Consider the following 21,102-nt stretch of genomic DNA (forward strand, 5'->3'; position numbering starts at 1 on the left):
CGTCCGGGCCGGACGGGCGTGACGAAGAACGCCCCCCGATCGCGATCCCGGTAACATCGCCGCGCCCGGCCTCCCGCGCAAGATGGAGGCATGACCAGCAGCAACGGCGCCGTACCGGTGACCATCGCCATCACGCGCCGCGCCGACCCCAGCCACGCCCGGGAGATGATCGCGTGGATGCGGGCGGGCACCACCCTCGCCGAGGAGTTCCCCGGATTCCTGGGGGCGGGGTGGGTGCGGCCGGGTCCAGGCTCCACCGACTGGCACATGCTCTACCGGTTCGCCGACGCCGACGCGCTGCGGACCTGGGAGGAGTCGTCGCAGCGGCAGTGGTGGCTGTCGTCTGCCCAGGGCATCGTCGAGCACCACCGCACCGAACGGCGTACGGGCATCGAGGGCTGGTTCGACCCGCCGCAGGAGCACAGCGTCGAGGAGGCGCGGACGCCAGCGCCGCCGCGCTGGAAGCAGGCGGTCACCATCTGGCTCGTGTTCTTCCCGCTCAGCCTGCTGGCCAACGCCGTGGCGGTGCGCTATCTGGCCGGGTCCCCGCTGGTGGTTCGCACTCTGGTCATCACGTTGTGCCTGACCCCGCTGATGACCTATGTGATGCTGCCGCGGATCACCAAGGCGCTGGAGTGGTGGCTGCACGGCCGCCCGGCCCCCTGGCGCACGGCACGCCGATAGGCGTCCGGGCTGCTCCGGCTCAGGGCACGGCAGGAGCCGGCGCTGCTCCGGCTCAGGGCACGGCAGGAGCCGGCACGGTGGGCGTGGTCAGGCGGTGGCAGGCGGCACGCCGGGCAGTGGCCGCAGCAGGCGGGCGGCCGTGTCGAACAGGTGCTTGCGCAGCTCGTCGTCGCTGAGCCGGGCCAGGGCCGGGTCGACTCCGGCCACGATCAGCCCGCCGCTGACCATGGCGGCGGCGACCAGCGCGGAGCCGTCCGGGTCCGGCCCGGTGAACAGGGCTCGGATGCGCTCGAACGACGCGTGCGCGGGGTGCCCGCGGACCAGCCGGGCGACCATCGGGTCGAACTGCACGATCGCGGCCAGGCGGCGGTGCGTGATGATCAGGTCGATGATGCCGGCGAGCGTGGCCGTGAACCGCCGCTCCTGGTCCGGCTCCCCGCCGATCGCGTCGGCGATCTCCACCAGCCGGTCGAGGGCGGGGCCGACGACGGCGAACACGATGTCTTCCTTGGTGTGGAACTGGTGGTAGACGGCCGCCTTCGTCACGCCCATCCGGTCGGCGATCATCTGCAGCGAGGTGCCGCTGACGCCGTGCTCGGCGAACAGATCGAGCGCCGCCTCCAGCACCCGTTCCCGGGCCGGTCGATCGGACCGTGTGCCTCGCTCCGCCATCGGCGCCTCCGTCCTTCGATCAGCCCGCGCGGTGATCCTATCGGCATCTTGCGCGTGCATAGCCGATCGGCTAGCTTTGCCGCCTAGCCGATCGGCTATCCAGTTCGGCCAGGGCCGTCAGACGGAGGCGTCATGGGCATCGTTTGGGACAGGGAAGTCGACGTGCTCGTCGTCGGCACGGGCGCGGCCGGGCTGACCGCCGCCATCGCCGCCGCCGACGCCGGCCGCCGGGTGGCAGTCGTGGAAAGCACCGCCACCTGGGGCGGCACCACCTCGCTCAGTGGCGGCGGGCTGTGGATGCCGGCCAACCCGCTCATGCTCGCCAAGGGCCGCGAGGACTCGGTGGACAAGGCGCTGACCTACCTGCAGGCGGCCGTCGGCGAGGCCGGTCCGGCCAGCTCCGACGCGCGGCGGCGCGCTTTCGTCGAGACGGTGCCCGAGGTCTACCACGCCCTGGAGCGGCTCGGCGTGACCTGGGCCGACGCGCCGGAGTACCCCGACTACTACCCGGACCGGCCCGGCGGCATGATCGGCCGGGGCATCGAGTCCGAGCCGTTCGACGTACGCCGCCTCGGGCCCTGGCTGGAGACCGCCCGCTTCCGCGGCGCGACGCCGCCCGTGCCGCTCAAGACCGACGACGTCTGGCTGCTGGTGCGCGCCTGGTCGACGTTCTCCGGCTTCGTGCGTGGCGCGCAGTTCGTGTTCCGGACGCTGTGGGGCTTCGCCCGTGGCAAGCGCCTGCACGGCATCGGTGCGGGCCTGTCCGCCCACCTGATGGCGATCGTCACCCGGCAGGGCACCGAGGTGCTGCTCAAGACACCGCTCACCGAACACGTCGTCGAGAACGGCTCGGTCACCGGGGCCGTGGTGACCGGCGCTGACGGCGCGAGCAGGCGCATTCGGGCCCTCGGCGGGGTCGTCGTGGCGGCCGGCGGTTTCGCCCGCAACACGCAATGGCGGCAGAAGTACCACGGCATCCCCGGCTACACCTCCGCCGCCGACGGCGACCTCGGCGACCCGATCCGCATCGCCGAGTCCGTCGGCGCGCAGCTCGCCCTCATGGACGACGCCTGGTGGGGGCCGTCGGTGCCGATGCCCGACGGGTCGACCCAGTTCGTGGTCTCCGAGCGCTCGATGCCGTTCAGCATCGTGGTGGACGCCGGCGGCAGGCGCTACACCAACGAGTCGGCCAGCTACATCGACTTCGGCCATGCGATGCTGGCGCGCGACAAGACCGTGCCCGCCATCCCGAGCTGGATGATCGTCGACGCCCGCCACCGCCGCCGCTACCTGTTCAGCGCGCTGGCGCAGGGCACCGGGAAGCTGCGCGAGGCCGGCACGGTCCGCTCCGCCGACACCGTCGAGGCCCTGGCCGCCGAGCTGGGCATGGACCCGGCCACCCTGCGGGCCACCGTCGACCGGTTCAACGGCTTCGCCCGCACCGGCGTCGACGAGGACTTCGGGCGTGGCCGCACGGCGTACGACAACTACTACGGCGACCCGCGCGTCAAGCCGAACCCGAACCTCGGCCCGCTGGAGAAGGGCCCGTTCACCGCGATCCAGCTGGTGCCGGGCGACCTCGGCACCAAGGGCGGCCTGCTGACCGACGAGCACGCCCGGGTGCTCGACGGCGACGGCGTGCCGATCGCCGGGCTGTACGGCGCGGGCAACAGCACCGCCTCGGTCATGGGCCGCACATACCCCGGACCCGGCTCGACGATCGGCCCGGCGACCGTCTTCGGCTTCCTGGCCGGACGCCACGCCGCCGGCCGCGCCGTCACCGGCTGACCCGTCGTTCATCCTTCTGGTCCACAGCAAAGGCAGCACACCATGCAGATCGCACAGCGGGTCTTCGTCGTCACCGGCGGCGGCAACGGCATCGGCCGCGAGGTGGTCCTCGGGCTGCTCGCCCGCGGCGCCCGGGTCGCCGCCGTCGACCTCAGCGAGACCGGCCTGACCGAGACCGCTCGGCTCGCCGCCGCCGGGGACCGGCTGAGCAGCCACGTCCTGAGCATCGCCGACCGCACCGCGGTCGAGAAGCTGCCCGGTGACGTGATCGCCGAGCACGGACAGATCGACGGCCTGATCAACGTCGCCGGGATCGTGCAGCGCTTCGCCCGCGTCCAGGACCTGGGCTTCGACGAGATCGAGCGGGTCATGGCGGTCAACTTCTGGGGCGTGGTGAACATGAGCAAGGCGTTCCTGCCCGAACTGCTCGCCCGGCCCGCCGCCAGCCTGGTGAACGTGTCCAGCATGGGCGCGCTGCTGCCGGTGCCGGGCCAGAGCGCGTACGGCGCGAGCAAGGCCGCGGTCAAGCTGCTGACCGAGGGCCTGTACGCCGAGCTGCGCGGCACCTCGGTCGCGGTGACGGTCGTCTTCCCCGGCGGCGTCGCCACCAACATCCTCGGCAACTCCGGGGTCGGCATGGCGGGCCGCGACATGGATTCGGCGGGCACCGGGTCGAAGCTGACCAGCCCCGCCGACGCCGCCAAGCAGATCATCCAGGCGGTGGAGAAGGGCAGCTTCCGGGTACGCATCGGCGGCGACGCCCGCCTGCTCGACCGCCTCGCCCGGCTGATCCCGCAGCGGGCCACCGCCCTGATCGCCGACCGCATGAAGTCCCTGCTCGACAGCTGAAAGACAAAGGAAGGGCGGGCGGGCGGAAATTGGGTCGCGTGGCCGGTGGTGGGGGTGGTTACGTGGTCGGTGACAGACGTGGTCCGAGCGAGGAGCAAGACATGCGAGCGACGTTCGAGTTCTTCGAAGCTCTCCTGCCCGCTCGTTCGAAGGATCTGACGTTTGTCGCTCCGTACGCTCAATCTCGGGATCTTGGCCCATGTCGACGCCGGTAAGACGTCCCTGACCGAACGGCTGCTCTACGCGGCCGGGGTCATCGACACGATCGGCAGTGTCGACTCCGGCACGACGCAGACCGACTCGCTGGCGCTGGAACGCCGGCGGGGCATCACGATCCGCTCGGCGGTGGCGTCGCTGCGCATCGCGGACACCGTGGTCAACATCATCGACACCCCGGGTCACCCGGACTTCATCGCCGAGGTGGACCGCGTCCTGGGCGTGCTCGACGGGGCGGTGCTCGTCGTGTCGGCCGTCGAGGGGGTGCAGCCGCAGACCCGGCTGCTCATGCGCGCGCTGCGGCGGCTGGCCGTACCCACGCTGATCTTCGTCAACAAGATCGACCGGGGCGGCGCCGACGCCGGCCGCACCCTCGCCGAGCTGACCCGCCGACTCGGGGTGAAAGCCGCGCCGATGACCCGGGTCGTGCGGCCCGGCGAACGCGGGGCCACGGCCGAGCCGGACCCCGCAAGCCTCGCCGACGTGCTGACCGGCGAGGACGATGCGTTGCTCGCCGCGTACGTCGCGGACGAGTCCTGCCTGACGCCCCGGCGGCTGCGCGCCGAGCTGGCCGCGCAGACGGCACGGTGCGCGGTGCATCCGGTGTTCGCCGGTTCGGCGGTGACCGGCGCGGGGGTGGACGCGCTGATGGCGGGCCTGACGGACCTGCTGCCCGCCTCGGCCGGGGACCCCGCCGCACCTCCCAGCGGGCGGATCTTCAAGATCGAACGCGGTCCTGCGGGGGAGAAGGTCGCCTACGTGCGCCTGTTCGACGGCACCCTGCACGTGCGGGACCACCCGACCGGCGGCCGGGACCGGATCACGGGGCTGCACATGCTGGAGCACGGCGACTGGACCCCGCACGACAGCGTCACGGCGGGCGGGATCGCCGCACTGCGCGGCCTCGCGACCATCCAGGTCGGCGACGCCATCGGCTCGGCGCCCGGCCTGACCGCGCACCACTTCGCGCCGCCCATGCTCGAAGCGCTGCTCGTGCCGGCCGACCCGGCCGACGGAGCCCGCCTGCGCTCGGCGCTGGCCCAGCTCGCCGAGCAGGACCCGCTGATCAACGTACGGGCCGACGAGCGCCTGGGCACGGCCGTGTCCCTGTACGGCGAGGTGCAGAAGGAGGTCATCCAGGCCACGCTGGCCACCGAGTTCGGGCTCGAGACCCGGTTCCGGGAGACGACGACGCTGTGCGTCGAGCGGCCCGCCGGGGTCGGCGAGGCCGTCGAGCGGCTCAACACGCCGTCGAACCCGTACCGGGCCACCATCGGCCTGCGCGTCGAACCCGCGCCGCCGGGCTCGGGCATCCAGGTGCGGGTGCCGGTGGACTACCGGTACGCGCCGCTGTACGTGTACCGCACCCTCGACCTGTTCAAGGAGGGCATGGACGAGTACATCCGCGACGCGCTGCGCGCGGGTCCGCGGGGCTGGCCGGTGACCGACTGCGTCGTGACGATGACCGAGTCGCGGTACAGCGTCGCGGACGGGCCGCCGTCGCTGCGCGGGGCGGACAGCACGGCGGCGGACTTCCGCAAGCTGACCCCGATGGTCATGACGCAGGCGCTGGCCGCGTCCGGCACCATCGTGTGCGAGCCGCTGGCCAGGGTGACGCTGGACCTCCCGGCGTGGGCGCTCGGCCCGGTCCTGAGCGTGCTCAGCAAACTCGAGTCGGTGGTGGCGGACCAGGTCGCGCGCGGCGACGAGATGACCGTGGTCGCGACGCTGACCGCTGCGGACGCGCAGGAGCTGCACCGGGTGCTGCCGGAGGCGTCCGGCGGCGAGGGCGTGCTGGAGTCGGCGTTCGCCGGCTACCGGCCCGTGCGGGCCGTGCCGTCCGGGAGGCGGCGATGAGCCGGTGGCGCGGACCGGGTCCCCGGATGCCGAATCGCCTCTAAGATTGTCGAAGTAGATCAAATGATGCCTGACTAGTACAAGGTCGTACAGCACATGTCTGTCGCGTTCGAGCGGGTGGACCTGTCCGCGTTCGACGGGGCGGCCGAGTGGCTCGGCGCCGAGCCGCCCGGCCGGCCGGAGCTGCGAGCTCGTGCCGTCCTGGTGGATTTCTGGACGCTGACGTGCATCAACTGGCTGCGCGCGCAGCCGTACGTCCGTGCCTGGTCGCAGGCTTACCGGGACGACGGTCTGGTCGTCGTCGGCGTGCACACGCCGGAGTTCGGGTTCGAACGCGACAGCGACCGGGTGCGGCAGGCGGTGGCGGCGCGGGAGATCGACTACCCGGTCGCGATCGACAACGACTACGCGGTCTGGCAGGCGTTCGACAACCACTACTGGCCGGCCCTCTACTTCGTGGACGCCGACGGCGTCGTGCGTGACCAGCACTTCGGCGAGGGCCGGTACGAACGGTCGGAGCAGGTGATCCAGCGGCTGCTCGGGGTGGAGCGGGAGCTGGTGTCCACCTCCGTCGAGGGCCGCGGGGTGGAGGCGGAGGCGGACTGGCCGCACCTGCGCACGCCCGAGACCTATCTCGGGTACGCGCGCGGCGAGAACCTCGCCTCGCCGGGCGGCGTCGCCTTCGACCGATCCCGCGTCTACGAGATGCCCGAGGACCTGCGCCTCAACCACTGGGCGCTCGCCGGGCGGTGGTCGGCGGGACGCGAGAACGTCGTGCTCGACCAGGGCGACGGCAGCATCGCCTGCCGGTTCCACGCCCGCGACGCGCACCTGGTCATGTCGACGGCAAACCCCGAACCCGTGCCGTTCCGCGTGCTCGTCGACGGCGCGGCGCCGGGCCGCTCGCACGGCCTGGACGTCGACGACAACGGCGACGGCCTGCTCCAGGAAGGCCGGCTCTACCAGCTCCTGCGCGAACGTGGCGAAGTCCGCGAGCGGACTCTGGAGATCACGTTCCGGGAGCGCGGCGTCGAGGCGTACGCGTTCACCTTCGGCTGATCACGGGAGGTCCCACATGAACACCTCGCAGGCGGGCCAGGACGACGTCCGGCCGCCGACCATGGACATGAAGGTCGAGGTCGTCGTCATCCCGGTGGCGGACGTGGACCGTGCCCTGCGCTTCTACCGCGGCCTGGGGTGGCGGCTCGACGCCGACTACGAGGCCGGCCCGAGGTTCCGGATCGTTCAGTTCACCCCGCCCGGTTCGACCTGCTCGGTGCATATCGGCCGCGGGCTCACCCCGGCCGCGCCGGGCACGACCCAGGGCACCTACCTCGTCGTGTCCGACCTCGAACAGGCCCGCGCCGACCTGATCAGCAGGGGCGTCGAGGTGAGCGAGGTCTTCCACAACAGCTACGACAACGGTTTCCAGGAACGGGTGGACGGCCCCGCACCCGACGGTCGCAGCTATGCCACGTTCGCCACGTTCAGCGACCCGGACGGCAACGGCTGGCTGATGCAGGAGGTCAAGGAGCGGGCACCGGGCCGGTGACCGGTCAGGCGACGCCGAAGGTGCGGCGCACCGCCGCGAAGCCGGGGTCGCTCCGGTGCTGCGTGGTGTCGCCGTGCACGGCGAAATGCGTCAGGTCGACGGTGAGGAACAGCGCCGTCGCCCGTACCGCGACCGGCCCCTCGGCCCCGCCGACGCGCGCCTCGGCGGCCAGGTAGACCTTGCGGCCCGCGACGCCGGTGCACCGGGCGTGGATGTGCAGCTCCGACCCGACGGTGACCGGCGCGCAGAAGTCGGTCTCCAGCCGCGCCGTGACCGCGGGCCTGCCCAGCAGCAGCGCAGCGCTGCCGAGCGCCTCGTCGAGCGCGCACGACAGCAGCCCGCCGTGCGCGATGCCCGCGGCGCCCTGGTGCTGCTCGGTCACCTGGAGCCGGGCGTGCACCGACGCCCCGTCGCCGACGGTCACGGCCATGTGCAGTCCGGCCGGGTGCTCGGGCCCGCAGCCGTAGCACCGAAGGAAGTGCGACGGGAGCACCGTGCCGGGGGCGGGCGCCTCGGGGTGCGGCACCGGCGGCGTGGCCGAGCCGTACGACGGGTCATCGGTGATGGACACCGGCGCAGGTTAGCCGCCCGCCGTAGGCTGGTTACCGGCGGGTCACTTACCTTGTCCGGTCGCCCGCCCACGGGCCGTGCTCGCATGGTGAAGTGGGGTATGCCGATGACGCTGTTCGGCCGTGAGCCGCAGGTGCAGTCGCTGCGGGCGGCCGCGGACGAGGCCGCGGCCGGCCGGGGCTCGGCGATCCTGCTCGAGGGCGAGGCGGGCATCGGCAAGTCCGCGCTGCTGGACGCGGTCGTGGAGTACTGCGGCCGGCTCGGCGTGCGGGTGCTGCGGGCGGCGGGCGAGCAGCTGGAACAGGACCTGCCGTTCGCGGTGGCGGGCGCCTGCCTGGACGTGCTGACCACCGGCGGCGAGCCGAACCGGGCCCGGGTGGCGGCGCTGCTGCGGGGCGAGGGCGCGGACCGGCAGCCCGGTGCCGCCGGGCATGACTTCGTCGTCACCGAGGCGATGCTGGATCTGGTCGACGAGTGGTGCGCCGCCGGGCCGGTCGCGGTGATCGTCGACGACGTGCAGTGGGCCGACCCGCAGAGCATTGTGGTCATGCACCGGCTCTGCCGCGGCATCGCGCAGTACCCGCTGCTGGTCGTGCTCGCCGCCACCCCGGAACCGCGCGGTGAGGCGATGAGCGCGCTGGTGCGCAGCATGACCGCCAAGGGCGCGCAGCGGATGACCCTGCCGCCGCTGGACCCGCAGGGCGCGGCCCAGCTGGTCGAGGCCGCGGTCGGCGCGCCCGCCGGACCGCAGCTGGCGCAGCTGGCCGCTGCCGCCGAGGGCCATCCGCTCTACCTGACGGAACTGGTGGCCGGGCTGGCACGCGACGGGGCGCTGCGGATCGAGCAGGGCCGGGCCGAGACCGACCACGACACGCCGCCGGCGGAGTCACTGCAAACGATGATCATGTCGCGGCTCGGACCGCTGCCGCCGCCGACGCAGGCCGTCCTGCACCGGGCCGCGGCGCTCGGCGGCTCCGTCGACCTGCCCCTGCTGGCCGCCGTGCTCGACGTGCCCGTGCTGGAGCTGGCCGAGGTGTTCGCCGCGGCGACCGGTGCGGGGCTGCTCGTCGAGTCCGCGGCGGGGCTGCAGTTCCGCCACGAGCTGATCCGGCAGGGGCTCGCCGGGCAGACCCCGTCGTCGGTGCGCGGGGTGCTGCACCTGCGGGCAGCCCAGGTGCTGATGGACCGCGGCGGCGACGTCGAGCAGATCGCCGAACACCTCGCCCAGGCCGACCACGTCGAGCACGTGCAGTGGCTCCTGGACGCGGCACCGCAGCTGACTGTGCGCGCTCCGGACCTGGCCGTGACCCTGCTGCGCGCCGCCGTGGCCGGCGGAGCCGACGACACGACGGCGACCAGGCTGAACATCGCGCTGATCCGGGCCCTGCTGTGGGCCGGCCAGGCCGACGAAGCCGAGCGGCTGCTGCACGAGCAGCTCGCCGCATACCAGTCGTCGACCACCCGCACCCAACTGCTCGAACTGCGTATGGACGGCTACTTCCGCCAGGGGCGGCTGCAGCAGGCCGCGGCGGCGGCCGAGGACGCGGCGCGGCTGGCGCCGGCGCATCCGGGCCGTCTGCTGGGCTTCGCCGGCGTGTGCCGGCTCCTGATCGGCGAGTTCGAGGCCGGCGACCGCCTGGCCGGTGAGGCACTGCGGGCAGGCCTGGCTACCGGCGACGTCATCGCGCAGGCGTACGGCAAGAACACGCTCGCCGCGCTGCGCTTCACCCAGAACCGGGTGCAGGAGGCGCTGGACCTCAACGTCGAGGCGATGGGCGTGCTCGACCATGCCGTTGGGGCGCTGATCCTGGATCCGCTGGTCATGCGGGCGATGTGCCTGTTCGCGCTGGACCGTCCGGCCGAATTGGACCGCGCCCTGGACGCCGCCGCACGACGCCACCGCGACACGGGCGGGGTCTATCTCACCACCACGCAACTGCTGCGCGCCAACGTGCTGTTCCTGCGCGGCCGCTGGGACGACGCGCTGGCCGAGATCCGCACCGGCCTGGACAGCCCCGACCCGCTGCGCCAGGCGCCGGCGCTGCGCGGACTCGCCTCGATGGTCGCCCTGCACCGCGGGCAGACCCGCACCATCGATGCCGAGTTGGCCGATCAGGCCATCTCCACCCCGTTGGGTACGCGGTTCACGGCCCCGCTGCGCTGGGCCTATGCCATGGCGGAGGAGGGCGACGCCGGTCCCGGCGCGGCTCTGGACATCCTGTATCCGCTGTGGGAGCAGCCGCCGACGTTCAGTCCGCGCTGTATCGGCTACCGGATGTGCGCGGACCTGGCCCGGCTCGCCTACGCGGCCGGTGACGCCGGACGCCTGCAGCACCTCGCCGACACCACCGCCGACCTGCTGGCAGGGCAACCAAGCGCGAGTCTCGACGGCACGGTCGGGCTGTGCCGCGGGCTGCAGCACGACGACCCGGTGCGGCTGCTGGCCGCAGCGGCGTCGTTCGCGCAGGCCGGCTGGCCGCTGCACGAGGGTTACGCCCGGGAGCACGCGGCCGTCGTCCTGGCCGGCAACGGCCGCCTGCAGCCGGCCCGGGACGAACTGGCGGGCGCGGTGGCGCTCTACACCGGCCTGGAGGCCGCGCGCGACATCGACCGGGCCCGCGCCCGCGGCCGCCAGGCCGGGATCCGGCAGGGCGTACGCGGCCCGCGCGGGCGTCCTCGGCACGGCTGGGCCGCCCTGAGCGACACCGAGCACAAGGTCGCCCTCGCCGTCGCCGAGGGCAGGTCCAACCCCGACATCGCGGCCCAGATGTTCCTGTCGCCGCGCACCGTCCAGTCACACGTGTCCAGCATCCTGGCCAAGCTCGGCCTGCGCTCAAGGGTCGAGATAGCGGTCAGCGCGGCCGCCCTGGAACCCCGCACGCCGGCCGCCGGCTAGCGGGCGTGTCAGGTGCGGCCGGTCAGCGGCGACCCGTAAGGTATTGCCCATGTCATCGCCGCTCAACCGGGCCGTTGGTCCGGGTAGGACGTGTGCCCGCCGGTCGACGACCCGGATCGGGGCATGAGTCAGCTCCTCGTACGCAGCCCGCAAACAGCTGCCGCCACTGAACCGCCACTGCCCTCGGCCCCGGGGATCACGGCCTGGTGCGCCAGGGTCGCCGCATCCCGCGGGTTCGAGATCACGATCGTGGCCGCCATCGCGGCCAATGCCGTCCTGCTCGGCCTGGAGACCTATCCTGGCCTGCGGTCGTCCGGCTTGCTGAACGCGCTGGAGTGGCTGTTCCGGGCGGTGTTCGTCGGCGAGATCGCGGTCCGCCTGCTCAGCTACGGCAGGCGTCCGCTGGACTTCTTCCGGCACGGCTGGAACGTCTTCGACCTCGTGGTGGTCGCCGCGGCCTTCGTCCCGGGCCTGCACGGCGACTCGGCCATCCTGCGGGTCGTCCGGATCGCGCGGGTGGTGCGGCTGATGCGCTTCATGCCCGGCCTGCGCACGATCGTCACCGCGCTGCTGCGCAGCCTGCCAGGCGTGGGCGGCTTCCTCGCCCTGGCGGTCGTCACGCTCTACGTCTACGGCATGGGCGGTTGGCTGATCTTCGCCGAGCACCAGCCCGAGCAGTACGGCACGATCGGCCGGGCGGTGCTCACGCTGTTCGTGCTGCTGTCGCTGGAGAACCTGCCCGATCTCATCGAGCAGGGCCTGGCCTTGTCGCCGTGGACACTCGTCTACTACGTCAGCTACGTGCTCATCACCGCGAACCTGCTGGTCAACATCCTCGTCGGCGTGATCATCAACTCGATGGAGGAGGCGCGGCGGCTGGAGCAGCCCCAGGAAAGCGCGCCGGAACCCGATGCCGTGCCCAACGACGTCGACCCGATTGTGATCACCCGGCGGCTGGAGGACCTGCGCGCGCTCCTGGACGACCTGGAACGGGACCTGCGCGTGCGGCCCTCCGCCGGGTCGGAGCGCACCCCGATCGACCGCTGACCGCGGGGTGGCGGCGCCGCCGTACTCTTCGATAGCCGAAGGTCGATCGAAGGGGTGCCATGGCCGACTCCGCGGAGCCGAAGGAACGCGGGCTGTTCACCGGCCTGGTGATCGTCGTGCTGCTGATGTGCGTGGGCACGCCGGCCTGGGTGCTCTACCGGCAGTGGGCGGACCCACGGACGAAGGCCGGCATGAGCGAGGCCGCCACCGCCCATCTCGACGCGCTCCGCGACGGCGACTATCCCGCCGCCTACCGCTGGGTCTGCGCGAGCGAGCAGAAGAAGTACCCGCTCGACCAGTGGACCCGCTACCACGTCGATCTCGACATCGCGAGCTACGCGATCACCGACGTGGAGATCGAGGAGCTGACGGAAGCTCCCACGAGCTACTACGTCAACGCCGACGTGCGTTACGCCGACGGCCGGACCCAGCTGTGGCACTACATCCTGTACGACGAGAGCGACGGCTGGCGCATCTGCTACGAGACCGGCATCGAGCGCCCGCGCTCGTAGCTGTGCGGCCCGAAATTCTTTCGGGCGGGACGATCGACGGTCTTGACACTCCGAATGTTATCGCTAACATTCTCTTAACACGGAGCTAACCTCCCCGTGAGGTACGGGAAACACCGCGCCCGCACCAGCATTCGAACAGGATCGAACCCGGATCCACGTCGGACGCGAGGGCTGCCTGTGGCGCGGGTGTGAACGTTAACAGCCGTCTGCCGCCATGCCGTCGTGCGCCGCGGTCCGGATCAGGCCCGTACCCACGTTCCGAGGAGGAACGAATGACCCACCGACCGCGGCGGCTCGGGATCGGCGGACTCGTCGCCACCCTGCTGCTGTCCCTCGGCCTCGTCGCGCTGCCGCAGCCCGCGGCCGCCGCCGAGACCTATGCGGCGTACCTCATGGCCCACTTCACCGGCGAGAGCGCCAGCGGTGAACAGATCTACTTCTCCGCCAGCACCGACGGCCTGCACTGGACCGACCTCAACTACTCCCAGCCGGTGCTGCGCTCCAACGTCGGCGAACTCGGCGTGCGCGACCCCAGTATCGTGCGCTCGCCGGCCGGCGACCGGTTCTACCTGCTCGCGACCGACCTGCGCATCGCCAGCGGCAAGGGCTGGGACGCCGCCCAGCACGCGGGCAGCACCTCGCTGGTCGTCTGGGAGTCCACCGACCTGGTCACCTGGTCCGCGCCGCGGATGGTGAACGTCGCCGGCGGCATCGCCGGAGCCGGCTGCGCCTGGGCGCCCGAGGCGATCTGGGACCCGGCCGCGGGCAACTACCTCGTCTACTGGGCGACCATCTCCCCGCGCAACGGCGTGGACAAGGCCCGGATCTGGTACTCCCGCACCACCGACTTCCGCACCTTCACCGCCGCCCAGCCCTACATCGACCGGCCCGGCAGCCAGGGCATCATCGACACCCAGATCATCGAGATCCCGGGCAGCCTCGGCGGCTACCGCTACATCCGGGCGTCCGGCGACGGCCAGATCTCCATCGAGGGCAGCAACCAGCTGCTCACCGGCTGGACCAGGCTCGGCGACATCTCCCACCTCGGCATGACCGGCGCGCAGGTCGAGGGCCCGATCCTGCACCAGTACAACAACCGCAACGAGTGGGGGCTGTGGGTCGACCAGTACGCCACCGGCCGCGGCTACCTGCCGCTCACCTCCACCAACCTGGCTGCCACCAGCACCTACCGCGTCCGCGCGGCGTCGGAGTACGCGCTCGGCGCGAGCCACAAGCGGCACGGCTCCATCATCGGCATCACCCAGGCGCAGTACGACAGGCTGCGCGCCAAGTGGGGGACCGGCAGCGCCCGGCGGCTGCAGTCGTTCAACTTCACCGACCGGTACGTCCGCCACGCCAACTTCGACGTGCGCATCGACCCGAACGTCAGCCCGCTCGCCGACTCGCAGTGGCGGCTCGTGCCGGGCCTGGCCAACGCGGCGTCCGGCTACGTGTCGTTCGAGTCGGTGAACTTCCCCGGCTACTACCTGCGGCACAGCAACTACGACTTCGCGCTGGTCCGCGGCGACGGCTCGGCGCAGTTCGCCGCGGACGCCACGTTCCGGCAGGTCGCCGGGCTGGCAGACGCCTCGGCGGTGTCGTTCCAGTCCTATAACAACACCAGCCGGTACCTCCGCCACTACAACTACGTGCTGCGGCTGGATCCGATCAGCACCGCCACCGAACGCTCCGACGCGACCTTCCGCCTCATCACCAGCTGACTCGCGGGTGTGCCCCGGGCAGCCGTGTCCGGGGCACACCCCGCTCCCGAGAGCGAGGCCCCGTGACCACCTTCCACCGCCGCCGCAGGGCGGTCTCCCGCGCGCTCGTCGTCTGCCTCGGCGCGTCCCTGCTCACCGCGGCCGCCGCCGAACCGGCGCTGGCCGCGGAGATCCCGACCGGCGCACGCTCCCTGCAGTCGGTCAACCTGCCCGGCTCCTACATCCGGCACAGCAACTACCTCGGCAGCGTCGCGGCGGTCAGCGCGAGCAGCTCGGCCCAGGCCAAGAGCGACGCCACCTTCACCGTCACCCCCGGGCTGGCGGGCGGCACCGGATGCGTGTCGTTCCAGGCGGCCAACGGCATGTGGCTGCGCCACCGGGACTACCGGGTACGGCTGGAGGCCAACAGCGGCAGCACCACGTTCCTGGCGGACGCGACCTTCTGCGTGCGCGACGGCTCGGCCACCGGCTCGGTGCGCCTGGAATCGTCCAACTTCCCCGGCCGCTACCTGCGCCACCGCAATCAGGAACTCTGGATCGACCCGTCGACCACCAACCCCGGCACCTTCGCCGCGGACAGCTCGTTCCAGGTCACGACACCGTGGACGGCCGGCCGCCGCAGCCCCGTCATCAAGGGCCTGTACGGCGACCCGAACATCGCCTACCTCAACGGCCGCTACTACGTCTATCCCACCACCGACGGCTACGCCGGGTGGAGTTCCGCCCGGTTCAAGGCGTTCTCCTCCACCGACCTGCTCAACTGGACCGACCACGGCACGATCCTGGACCTCGGCCCCCAGATCAGCTGGTCCGACAGCCGGGCCTGGGCCCCGACGATCGCCTACCGCAACAACCGCTACTACTTCTACTTCTGCGCCGACACCAACATCGGCGTCGCGACGTCGACCAGCCCGACCGGCCCGTTCACCGACCCGCTCGGGCGGCCGCTGGTGGCCGCCGGGTTCCGCAGCGGCCAGATGATCGACCCGCACGTCTTCACCGACGACGACGGCGAGGCCTACCTGTACTGGGGCAACGGCTACGCGTACGGCGTGCGCCTCAACGCGGACATGGTCTCCTTCGACGCCGCGCAGGTGCGCACGTTCAGCCTGCCCAACTTCCGGGAGGCCCCGTTCGCGTTCAAGCGCAACGGCGTCTACTACCTGTCCTACTCGGTCGACGACACCCGTTCGGAGAACTACCACGTCGAGTACGCCACCGCGACCTCGCCGTTCGGGCCGTGGACGCACCGCGGCACGATCCTGTCCAAGAACCTCAGCCTCGGCATCAAGGGCCCCGGCCACCACTCCGTGGTCAAGGCCCCGAGCGGTGACACCTGGTACATCGCCTACCACCGGTTCGCGATCCCGGCCGGCGACGGCATGAACCGCGAGGTGACCGTCGACCCGATGCGGTTCAACGCCGACGGCACCATCCAGCTCGTCGTGCCGACCCTCTGACGCGGCCGGGCGCGGGAGGTGGCGGCCACCTCCCGCGCCCAGCCGTCATGCTGCGAAACGGTGCGGCTCCCTCGCCGGTCACCGGACCCGGCCACGCCCCAGCGACGACTGCCGGACGAACAGCTCCGGCGCGATGAGCACGCGCTGCGAGGGCCGGCGCTCGCCGTCGAGCAGCCGCGACACCATCAGCTCCACCGCGACGCGGCCGACGTGCGTCTTCGCGGGGCGGACCGCGGACAGCGAGGGCTCGGCGAGATGGGCCACCTCGTCGTCATAGGACACCATGGCGAGGTCGTCGGGGATGCCGACGCCCTTCTCGGCGCAATACTGCGCGACCGAGATCGCATCCGGGTCGCTGTGCACGATCAGCGCGGTGACCTGGGACCGGTGGCACTCGGCGAGCACGTTGCTGATTATCTTCCGGTGCCCCGGGGTGGTCAGCGCGACCGACTCGCGGACCACGATGGCGTCGGAGATGCCCAGGTCGGCGCACGCGGCCCGCCAGCCCCGCAGCAGGTACGCCGAGGTGGGGCTGCCCTTGGACAGCAGCAGCGCGATCCGCCGGTGCCCGTGCTGGTGCAGGTGGTGCACGGCCATCTCCATGCCCAGCGAGTGATCGCTGCGTACGCACTCGATCTGCCGCGGGGTCGAGGTCCACCGGTCCGGCTGGCGCTCGACCAGGATCGTCGGCACGGGCAGGTGGCCGATCCAGTCGACCATCTCGGCCGCCCGCTCGCCCTCCAGGCTCGGCGCGAGCAGCAGCCCCTGCACCTGGCCGGCCTCGATCAGCCGGCTGATCTGGCGGCGGTCCTCGTCGGGCTCGTAGCTCGACCCGCGCAGCTGCAGGTTCACCCCGAGGGCCGCTGCGGCCGCCCGCGCACCGCTGACGATGAGCGGCCAGTAGAAGTCGAGCGACGGCACGACCATGCCGATGGTGAACAGGTCGCGGGCCTGCCGCGGGCGGTTCGCCCGGCCGATGGGGGTCGGCAGCGTCGCGCCGCCGTGCACCTTCGTCACCAGGTTGCGCCGCGACAGTGAGTCGATGTCCCGGCGGATGGTGAGTTCGCTGACTGCGAGTTCGCGGGCGAGATCGCTCACCCGCACCGCCCCGCGCCGGCGCAGCTCATCGAGGAGCAGCTCCTGCCGCTGGACGCTGAACAGCCGCTGTGTCGTCATGGGCGCGCCTCCTGCGCCGGATAACTGGCCCGGTCACCCGGTCGGAGCTGGACAAGGCGGCCCCGACCCATGCCTTGTTCGCAGGCATCCGTCGGCTTGTCGAGCGGACCTGACGGTAACAGACCGGACATCAAACATCGACTGCAGTTCGTGCCACTGTTCGTTTCTGTACGTCTGTGAGTGACCGGTACCGAACTGTGGGGAAAACAGGCGAACTCGATTGCGAAGATGTCACCGACGTGTCACCGCCCTCCCGCGCCACCGCTCCGCGAAGGGATCGAGCGATGAGATGGACCGGACGGCTCACGGCGTCGCTGGCGGCGGACGTGACCGCGATCGTGGCGTCATTCGGCGTGCCGGCGCCGGCCCAGGCAGCACCTGTCACCGTGGCACGGCCACGACCAGCTACCTGTACCTGGGGGACCGCTGGGCGGGCGCGTGGGGCGGGCCGGTCGGCGACTCCCAGTACGTCTGGCTGCCGATCGCGTTCCCGAGTGCCACCACGATGAGCCTGACCTGGTATCCGTCGATCACCGTCGACGCGGCCGCGGGCACGGTGACCGGAGTCGCGCCGCCCTGCTACCGGGTGACGAACCGCAACAGCGGCAAGGTCGTCGACGTGGTGAGCCAGTCGACGGCCAACAACGCCGAGATCAAGCAGTGGGCCTGGAACGGCGGCGGCAACCAGAGATGGGAGTTCCAGGACGCCGGCACCGGCGACGGCGCCGACATCCAGCAGTACGCCTGCGGCGCCGGCAACAACCAGCAATGGACCCGGGCCACGGCCTGAGCGCGGCACGGCCATGTTTAGGACGCGACAGGCACGGCTATCCCTCGGCAACAGTCGTCATGCAACGGCTCATGGCAGAGGGATGTCCTGTGTATCTATTCGACGCCGACAGCATCGTGGTCAGCACGGCAAACGAGCTCCTGCGCACCCACCGACCCGTGTCGGTGGAAGACCAGTCCTGCGCCAACTGCGGCCAACCGGCGCCGTGCGACGCGGCGACGAACGCGCGCCAGATCCAGGCGGCGGCCAGCCTCGCCGGGGAGTCGGCAGGCTGACCGGCCCGCCGGGTTTGCCCGCCGAATCGGGTGGGCATCACCGGCAGTGAAGGCAATATTTATTCGCTTATAAGGAGATCTGGTCATGACCGTCGCCGGAATCATCTCTGCCATCATCGTGGGCCTCGTCATCGGCGCCCTCGGCCGCCTGGTCGTCCCGGGCCGGCAGAACCTGCCGATCTGGCTGACCATCATCGTCGGCATCGTCGCCGCGCTCATCGGCACCGCCATCGCGCAGGCCGTCGGCGTCGCGGTCACCGACGGCATCGACTGGATCGAGCTCGTCTTCCAGATCGGCCTCGCCGCGCTGGGCGTCGCGCTGATCGCCGGCGTGCGCGGCCGCTCGGTCGTCTGACCGCGGCAGTAACCGCATCGCAGCCGGGCCCGGGACACACGTCCCGGGCCCGGCGGCGTTCTGGCGTCGCCGGGCCGATGCCGGTGCGTCCGGCGTTAACCAGGCGAATGCCCGGGTAGGTGATACGGGTGACAGATCAACCCGTAGTACTCGGTGGGCGCTACCGCCTGGTCGAACGCATCGGCACCGGCGGGATGGCCGTGGTGTGGCGCGCCTACGACCAGCTCCTCCACCGGACGGTGGCCGTGAAGATGCTCTCCCCGCGACTGGCGGCCCAGCCGGACAGCCTTCAGCTGCTGCGCACCGAGGCGCTCGCCGTGGCGGGCCTGAGCCATCCACGCATCACCAGCGTCTACGACTACGGGCAGCAGCCGGTCGACGGCCACGAGCAGCCCTACCTGGTCATGGAGCTGGTGGAGGGCGTCACGCTGCGGCAGGCGCTGCGCGACACCGAGTCCGGGCTCGGCTGGCAGTCGGCGGTGTCGGTCACCGCCGAGGTCGCCGCCGCCCTGGCCGCCGCCCATGCGCGTGGCATCGTGCACCGCGACGTCACGCCCGCCAACATCATGCTGACCTCGGCCGGGGTCAAGGTGCTCGACTTCGGCATCTGCGTGCTCACGGGATTCGACGACGGCCAGGACGACGAACTGGTGGGCACCGTCGACTACATCGCACCGGAACGCGTGACCGGACGCGGCGCCGTCACGCCCGCCAGCGACGTGTACTCGCTGGGCATGATCCTGTACCGCTGCCTGGCGGGGCGTCTGCCGTGGGACAGCACCACCCCTACGCGCAGGTTGCACCAGCACGTGTACAGCCCGCCGGAGGTGCTCCCGCCGGTGCCGGGCATGCCTGCCGAGGTCATGGAGCTGTGCCTGAGCTGCCTGTCGAAGAACCCCGACGAGCGCCCGAGCGCCGCCGAGATAGCCGCCCGCCTGGGCCGCTGGAGCGACCCGGAACCCCGTAGGGCCCAGGCGGCGCAGGAAGAGGAGGAGCGCACCCGCCTGCTGGCCATGCCCGCCGAGTTCACCAGGCGCGACCCGCAACCGGCCACCGGTGCGGTCGAGCGGCTGGCCGCCTCGGTTCGCGGCATGCCGCCACGGCGGCGCGCGGGACTGTCCGCCGCCGCGATCACCGCCACCGGGCTGGTGGGCCTGCTGATGGTCAACGCGGGCCGGGCGGACGTGGCCGAGGCGAGCCAGACACCGAGTCCGACGGATTCCTGCCAGGTCGCGTTCCGGGTCAGCGCGGCCGGGACCGCGTACACCGCGTCGCTCACCGTCAGCGCCACCCGTGACCGGCCGCAGCCGTGGCAGCTGGCCTTCACCGTCGACGACGGCTGGCATGTCGGCGGCGGCGGACCGGTGACGGTCCGCCAGGACGGCAGGCAGGCCGTCGTCATCGGACACGAAGCCCTCGCCGCGGGCACCCCGGTCACCATCGAGCTGGCGGGCAACGGCAGCGCGTCGGGCGCAGCTCCGGCGGACTTCACGCTCGACGGCGCCGCCTGCCGGAGCGAGGTCAACGTGGTCAGCACGGTGCCGTCGCCGGTGGTCGTGGTGAAGCCCGCCCCCGCGGCGCCGCCTGGGCCGCCCGGAACGCCGGAGCATCCGGGCGGCAAACCCAAGCCGAAGAAGCCGAAGTCGAAGCCGTAGCACAGCCGCGCCGCAGCGGATCAGAGCTGCTGCTTGTCAGCTTGATCGATCGCGGAACTGTCCCGCACCTGCAGGTAGGGCTCACTGTCGGCGGGGTGGCCGGCGGCGATGGCACGCTGGCGTTCGAGTTCGGCGTCCAGTTCGGCGCCGAACAGGATGGCCAGATTGGAGATCCACAGCCAGACCAGGAACACGATGACGCCGCCGAGGCTGCCGTAGGTCTCGGCGTACGAGCCGAAGTGCGCCGCGTAGTAGCCGAAGCCGGCCGACGCGGCGATCCACAGCACCACGGCGACCAGCCCGCCGGGGCTGACCCACCGGAAGCCGCCCTGCCGCGCGTTGGGCGAAGCCCAGTACAGGATCGCGAACAGCAGTGCGATCAGCACGATCAGCACCGGCCACTTGCCGATCTGCCAGGCCGTGACCACCGGCCCGGACAGCCCGAGCACCCCGCCGAGCGCCTCGGCCAGCCGCCCGCTGATCACGACGATGAGGACGCTCGCGACCAGCAGCGCGCCGCTGGCCAGGGTCACCGCGAGCCTGATCGGCAACCGCTTCCACAGCGGCCGTCCCTCGGGCACGTCGTAGATCGCGTTGGACGCCTGCATGAACGCGTCGACGTAGCCCGACGCCGACCACATGGCGACGGCCAGCCCGATGATCGCGGCGATGCCCGCCTTGCTGTCGTTGGCCTGCACGTTGTCGAGCGCGGCCGTGAACACCTCCCGCACCGCGGTCGGCATGACGGGGGTGACGTCGTTGAGGACGTCGTCGACGAGCCGGTCGTCGAACAGGCCGACGGCCGCGGCCAGCACCAGGATGCCGGGGAAAAGCGACAGCACGCCGTAGTAGGTCAGGGCGGCCGCCCATACCTGCAGGCTGTCGGTGTCGAACTCCTTGGCGGTGCGGATCAGCACCTTGCCCCAGGCCCGCAGGCTGAGCTGGGTGGGACTGCGGGGCCCCGCATCGGGTGGGGGAGCGGGCACTTTGCTCTTCGGCACGGGGTCGGAGGTCATGCCCCTGCCAT

Annotated in this window: 19 protein-coding genes; 15 read left to right on the plus strand and 4 right to left on the minus strand. The window is 71.8% G+C overall.

Annotation, left to right across the window (positions count from 1 at the left end; all coding sequences use genetic code 11):
* Positions 1-90 precede the first annotated feature (90 nt).
* Positions 91-684: an antibiotic biosynthesis monooxygenase gene (locus F6W97_RS02360; RefSeq protein ID WP_155368413.1), complete on the plus strand. Its 594-nt coding sequence runs from the start codon at positions 91-93 to the stop codon at positions 682-684.
* 87 nt (positions 685-771) lie between these two features.
* Here the strand turns inward: F6W97_RS02360 and F6W97_RS02365 are convergent, their stop codons facing one another.
* The gene (locus tag F6W97_RS02365) at positions 772-1,356 is read right to left on the minus strand and encodes a TetR/AcrR family transcriptional regulator (RefSeq protein ID WP_155368414.1); all 585 of its coding nucleotides are present in this window, start codon (positions 1,354-1,356) and stop codon (positions 772-774) included.
* Positions 1,357-1,488: 132 nt separating this feature from the next.
* Between F6W97_RS02365 and F6W97_RS02370 the strand changes: the two genes are divergently transcribed.
* The 5 genes from F6W97_RS02370 to F6W97_RS02390 all read left to right on the plus strand — a co-directional run bounded on the left by F6W97_RS02370 (position 1,489) and on the right by F6W97_RS02390 (position 7,618).
* On the plus strand, positions 1,489-3,144 hold the full coding sequence (locus F6W97_RS02370) for an FAD-dependent oxidoreductase (RefSeq protein ID WP_155368415.1): 1,656 nt from the start codon (positions 1,489-1,491) through the stop codon (positions 3,142-3,144).
* Positions 3,145-3,186: 42 nt separating this feature from the next.
* Entirely contained in the window at positions 3,187-3,993 is an 807-nt protein-coding gene (locus F6W97_RS02375; protein WP_155368416.1) for an SDR family NAD(P)-dependent oxidoreductase, read from the plus strand.
* A gap of 162 nt (positions 3,994-4,155) precedes the next feature.
* On the plus strand, positions 4,156-6,066 hold the full coding sequence (locus tag F6W97_RS02380) for an elongation factor G (RefSeq protein ID WP_155368417.1): 1,911 nt from the start codon (positions 4,156-4,158) through the stop codon (positions 6,064-6,066).
* Between the two features lie 96 nt (positions 6,067-6,162).
* Positions 6,163-7,125: a redoxin family protein gene (locus F6W97_RS02385; RefSeq protein WP_155368418.1), complete on the plus strand. Its 963-nt coding sequence runs from the start codon at positions 6,163-6,165 to the stop codon at positions 7,123-7,125.
* Positions 7,126-7,141: 16 nt separating this feature from the next.
* A complete protein-coding gene (locus F6W97_RS02390) occupies positions 7,142-7,618 on the plus strand; it encodes a VOC family protein (RefSeq protein ID WP_155368419.1) in 477 nt (158 codons plus the stop codon).
* A gap of 4 nt (positions 7,619-7,622) precedes the next feature.
* Here F6W97_RS02390 and F6W97_RS02395 read toward each other — a convergent pair whose 3' ends face one another.
* A complete protein-coding gene (locus F6W97_RS02395) occupies positions 7,623-8,189 on the minus strand; it encodes a PaaI family thioesterase (protein WP_155368420.1) in 567 nt (188 codons plus the stop codon).
* A 105-nt stretch (positions 8,190-8,294) separates the two neighbouring features.
* Here F6W97_RS02395 and F6W97_RS02400 point away from each other — a divergent pair, with 105 nt between their 5' ends.
* The 5 genes from F6W97_RS02400 to F6W97_RS02420 all read left to right on the plus strand — a co-directional run bounded on the left by F6W97_RS02400 (position 8,295) and on the right by F6W97_RS02420 (position 15,824).
* The gene (locus F6W97_RS02400) at positions 8,295-11,084 is read left to right on the plus strand and encodes a helix-turn-helix transcriptional regulator (RefSeq protein WP_196278941.1); all 2,790 of its coding nucleotides are present in this window, start codon (positions 8,295-8,297) and stop codon (positions 11,082-11,084) included.
* Positions 11,085-11,207: 123 nt separating this feature from the next.
* The gene (locus tag F6W97_RS02405; RefSeq protein WP_155368422.1) at positions 11,208-12,131 is read left to right on the plus strand and encodes an ion transporter; all 924 of its coding nucleotides are present in this window, start codon (positions 11,208-11,210) and stop codon (positions 12,129-12,131) included.
* Positions 12,132-12,190: 59 nt separating this feature from the next.
* Positions 12,191-12,643, plus strand: a complete 453-nt coding sequence (locus F6W97_RS02410) for an Rv0361 family membrane protein (protein WP_155368423.1) — start codon at positions 12,191-12,193, stop codon at positions 12,641-12,643.
* 272 nt (positions 12,644-12,915) lie between these two features.
* Positions 12,916-14,364 (plus strand): glycoside hydrolase family 43 protein, encoded by a 1,449-nt coding sequence (locus F6W97_RS02415; RefSeq protein ID WP_155368424.1) that lies wholly within the window; start codon positions 12,916-12,918, stop codon positions 14,362-14,364.
* A 62-nt stretch (positions 14,365-14,426) separates the two neighbouring features.
* Positions 14,427-15,824, plus strand: a complete 1,398-nt coding sequence (locus F6W97_RS02420; RefSeq protein ID WP_230686344.1) for a family 43 glycosylhydrolase — start codon at positions 14,427-14,429, stop codon at positions 15,822-15,824.
* Between the two features lie 78 nt (positions 15,825-15,902).
* On the opposite strand, the gene F6W97_RS02425 is transcribed toward F6W97_RS02420, so the two are convergent.
* Entirely contained in the window at positions 15,903-17,000 is a 1,098-nt protein-coding gene (locus tag F6W97_RS02425) for a LacI family DNA-binding transcriptional regulator (protein ID WP_155368426.1), read from the minus strand.
* A 289-nt stretch (positions 17,001-17,289) separates the two neighbouring features.
* On the opposite strand from F6W97_RS02425, the gene F6W97_RS02430 reads away from it, so the two are divergent.
* From F6W97_RS02430 to F6W97_RS02445, 4 genes are all read left to right on the plus strand, one after another.
* Positions 17,290-17,790, plus strand: coding sequence for an RICIN domain-containing protein (locus tag F6W97_RS02430; protein WP_155368427.1), 501 nt, complete (start codon positions 17,290-17,292; stop codon positions 17,788-17,790).
* Between the two features lie 89 nt (positions 17,791-17,879).
* Positions 17,880-18,065 (plus strand): hypothetical protein, encoded by a 186-nt coding sequence (locus tag F6W97_RS02435; RefSeq protein WP_155368428.1) that lies wholly within the window; start codon positions 17,880-17,882, stop codon positions 18,063-18,065.
* Between the two features lie 85 nt (positions 18,066-18,150).
* On the plus strand, positions 18,151-18,420 hold the full coding sequence (locus tag F6W97_RS02440) for a GlsB/YeaQ/YmgE family stress response membrane protein (protein ID WP_155368429.1): 270 nt from the start codon (positions 18,151-18,153) through the stop codon (positions 18,418-18,420).
* A gap of 128 nt (positions 18,421-18,548) precedes the next feature.
* Positions 18,549-20,075: a serine/threonine-protein kinase gene (locus tag F6W97_RS02445; RefSeq protein ID WP_155368430.1), complete on the plus strand. Its 1,527-nt coding sequence runs from the start codon at positions 18,549-18,551 to the stop codon at positions 20,073-20,075.
* Between the two features lie 20 nt (positions 20,076-20,095).
* Here the strand turns inward: F6W97_RS02445 and F6W97_RS02450 are convergent, their stop codons facing one another.
* Complete coding sequence (locus F6W97_RS02450) at positions 20,096-21,091, minus strand: YihY/virulence factor BrkB family protein (protein ID WP_155368431.1); 996 nt, start codon at positions 21,089-21,091, stop codon at positions 20,096-20,098.
* Positions 21,092-21,102: the final 11 nt, after the last annotated feature.

It is taken from the genome of Catellatospora vulcania (genome assembly GCF_009720385.1).
GTDB classification, from domain to species: Bacteria; Actinomycetota; Actinomycetes; order Mycobacteriales; family Micromonosporaceae; genus Catellatospora; species Catellatospora vulcania.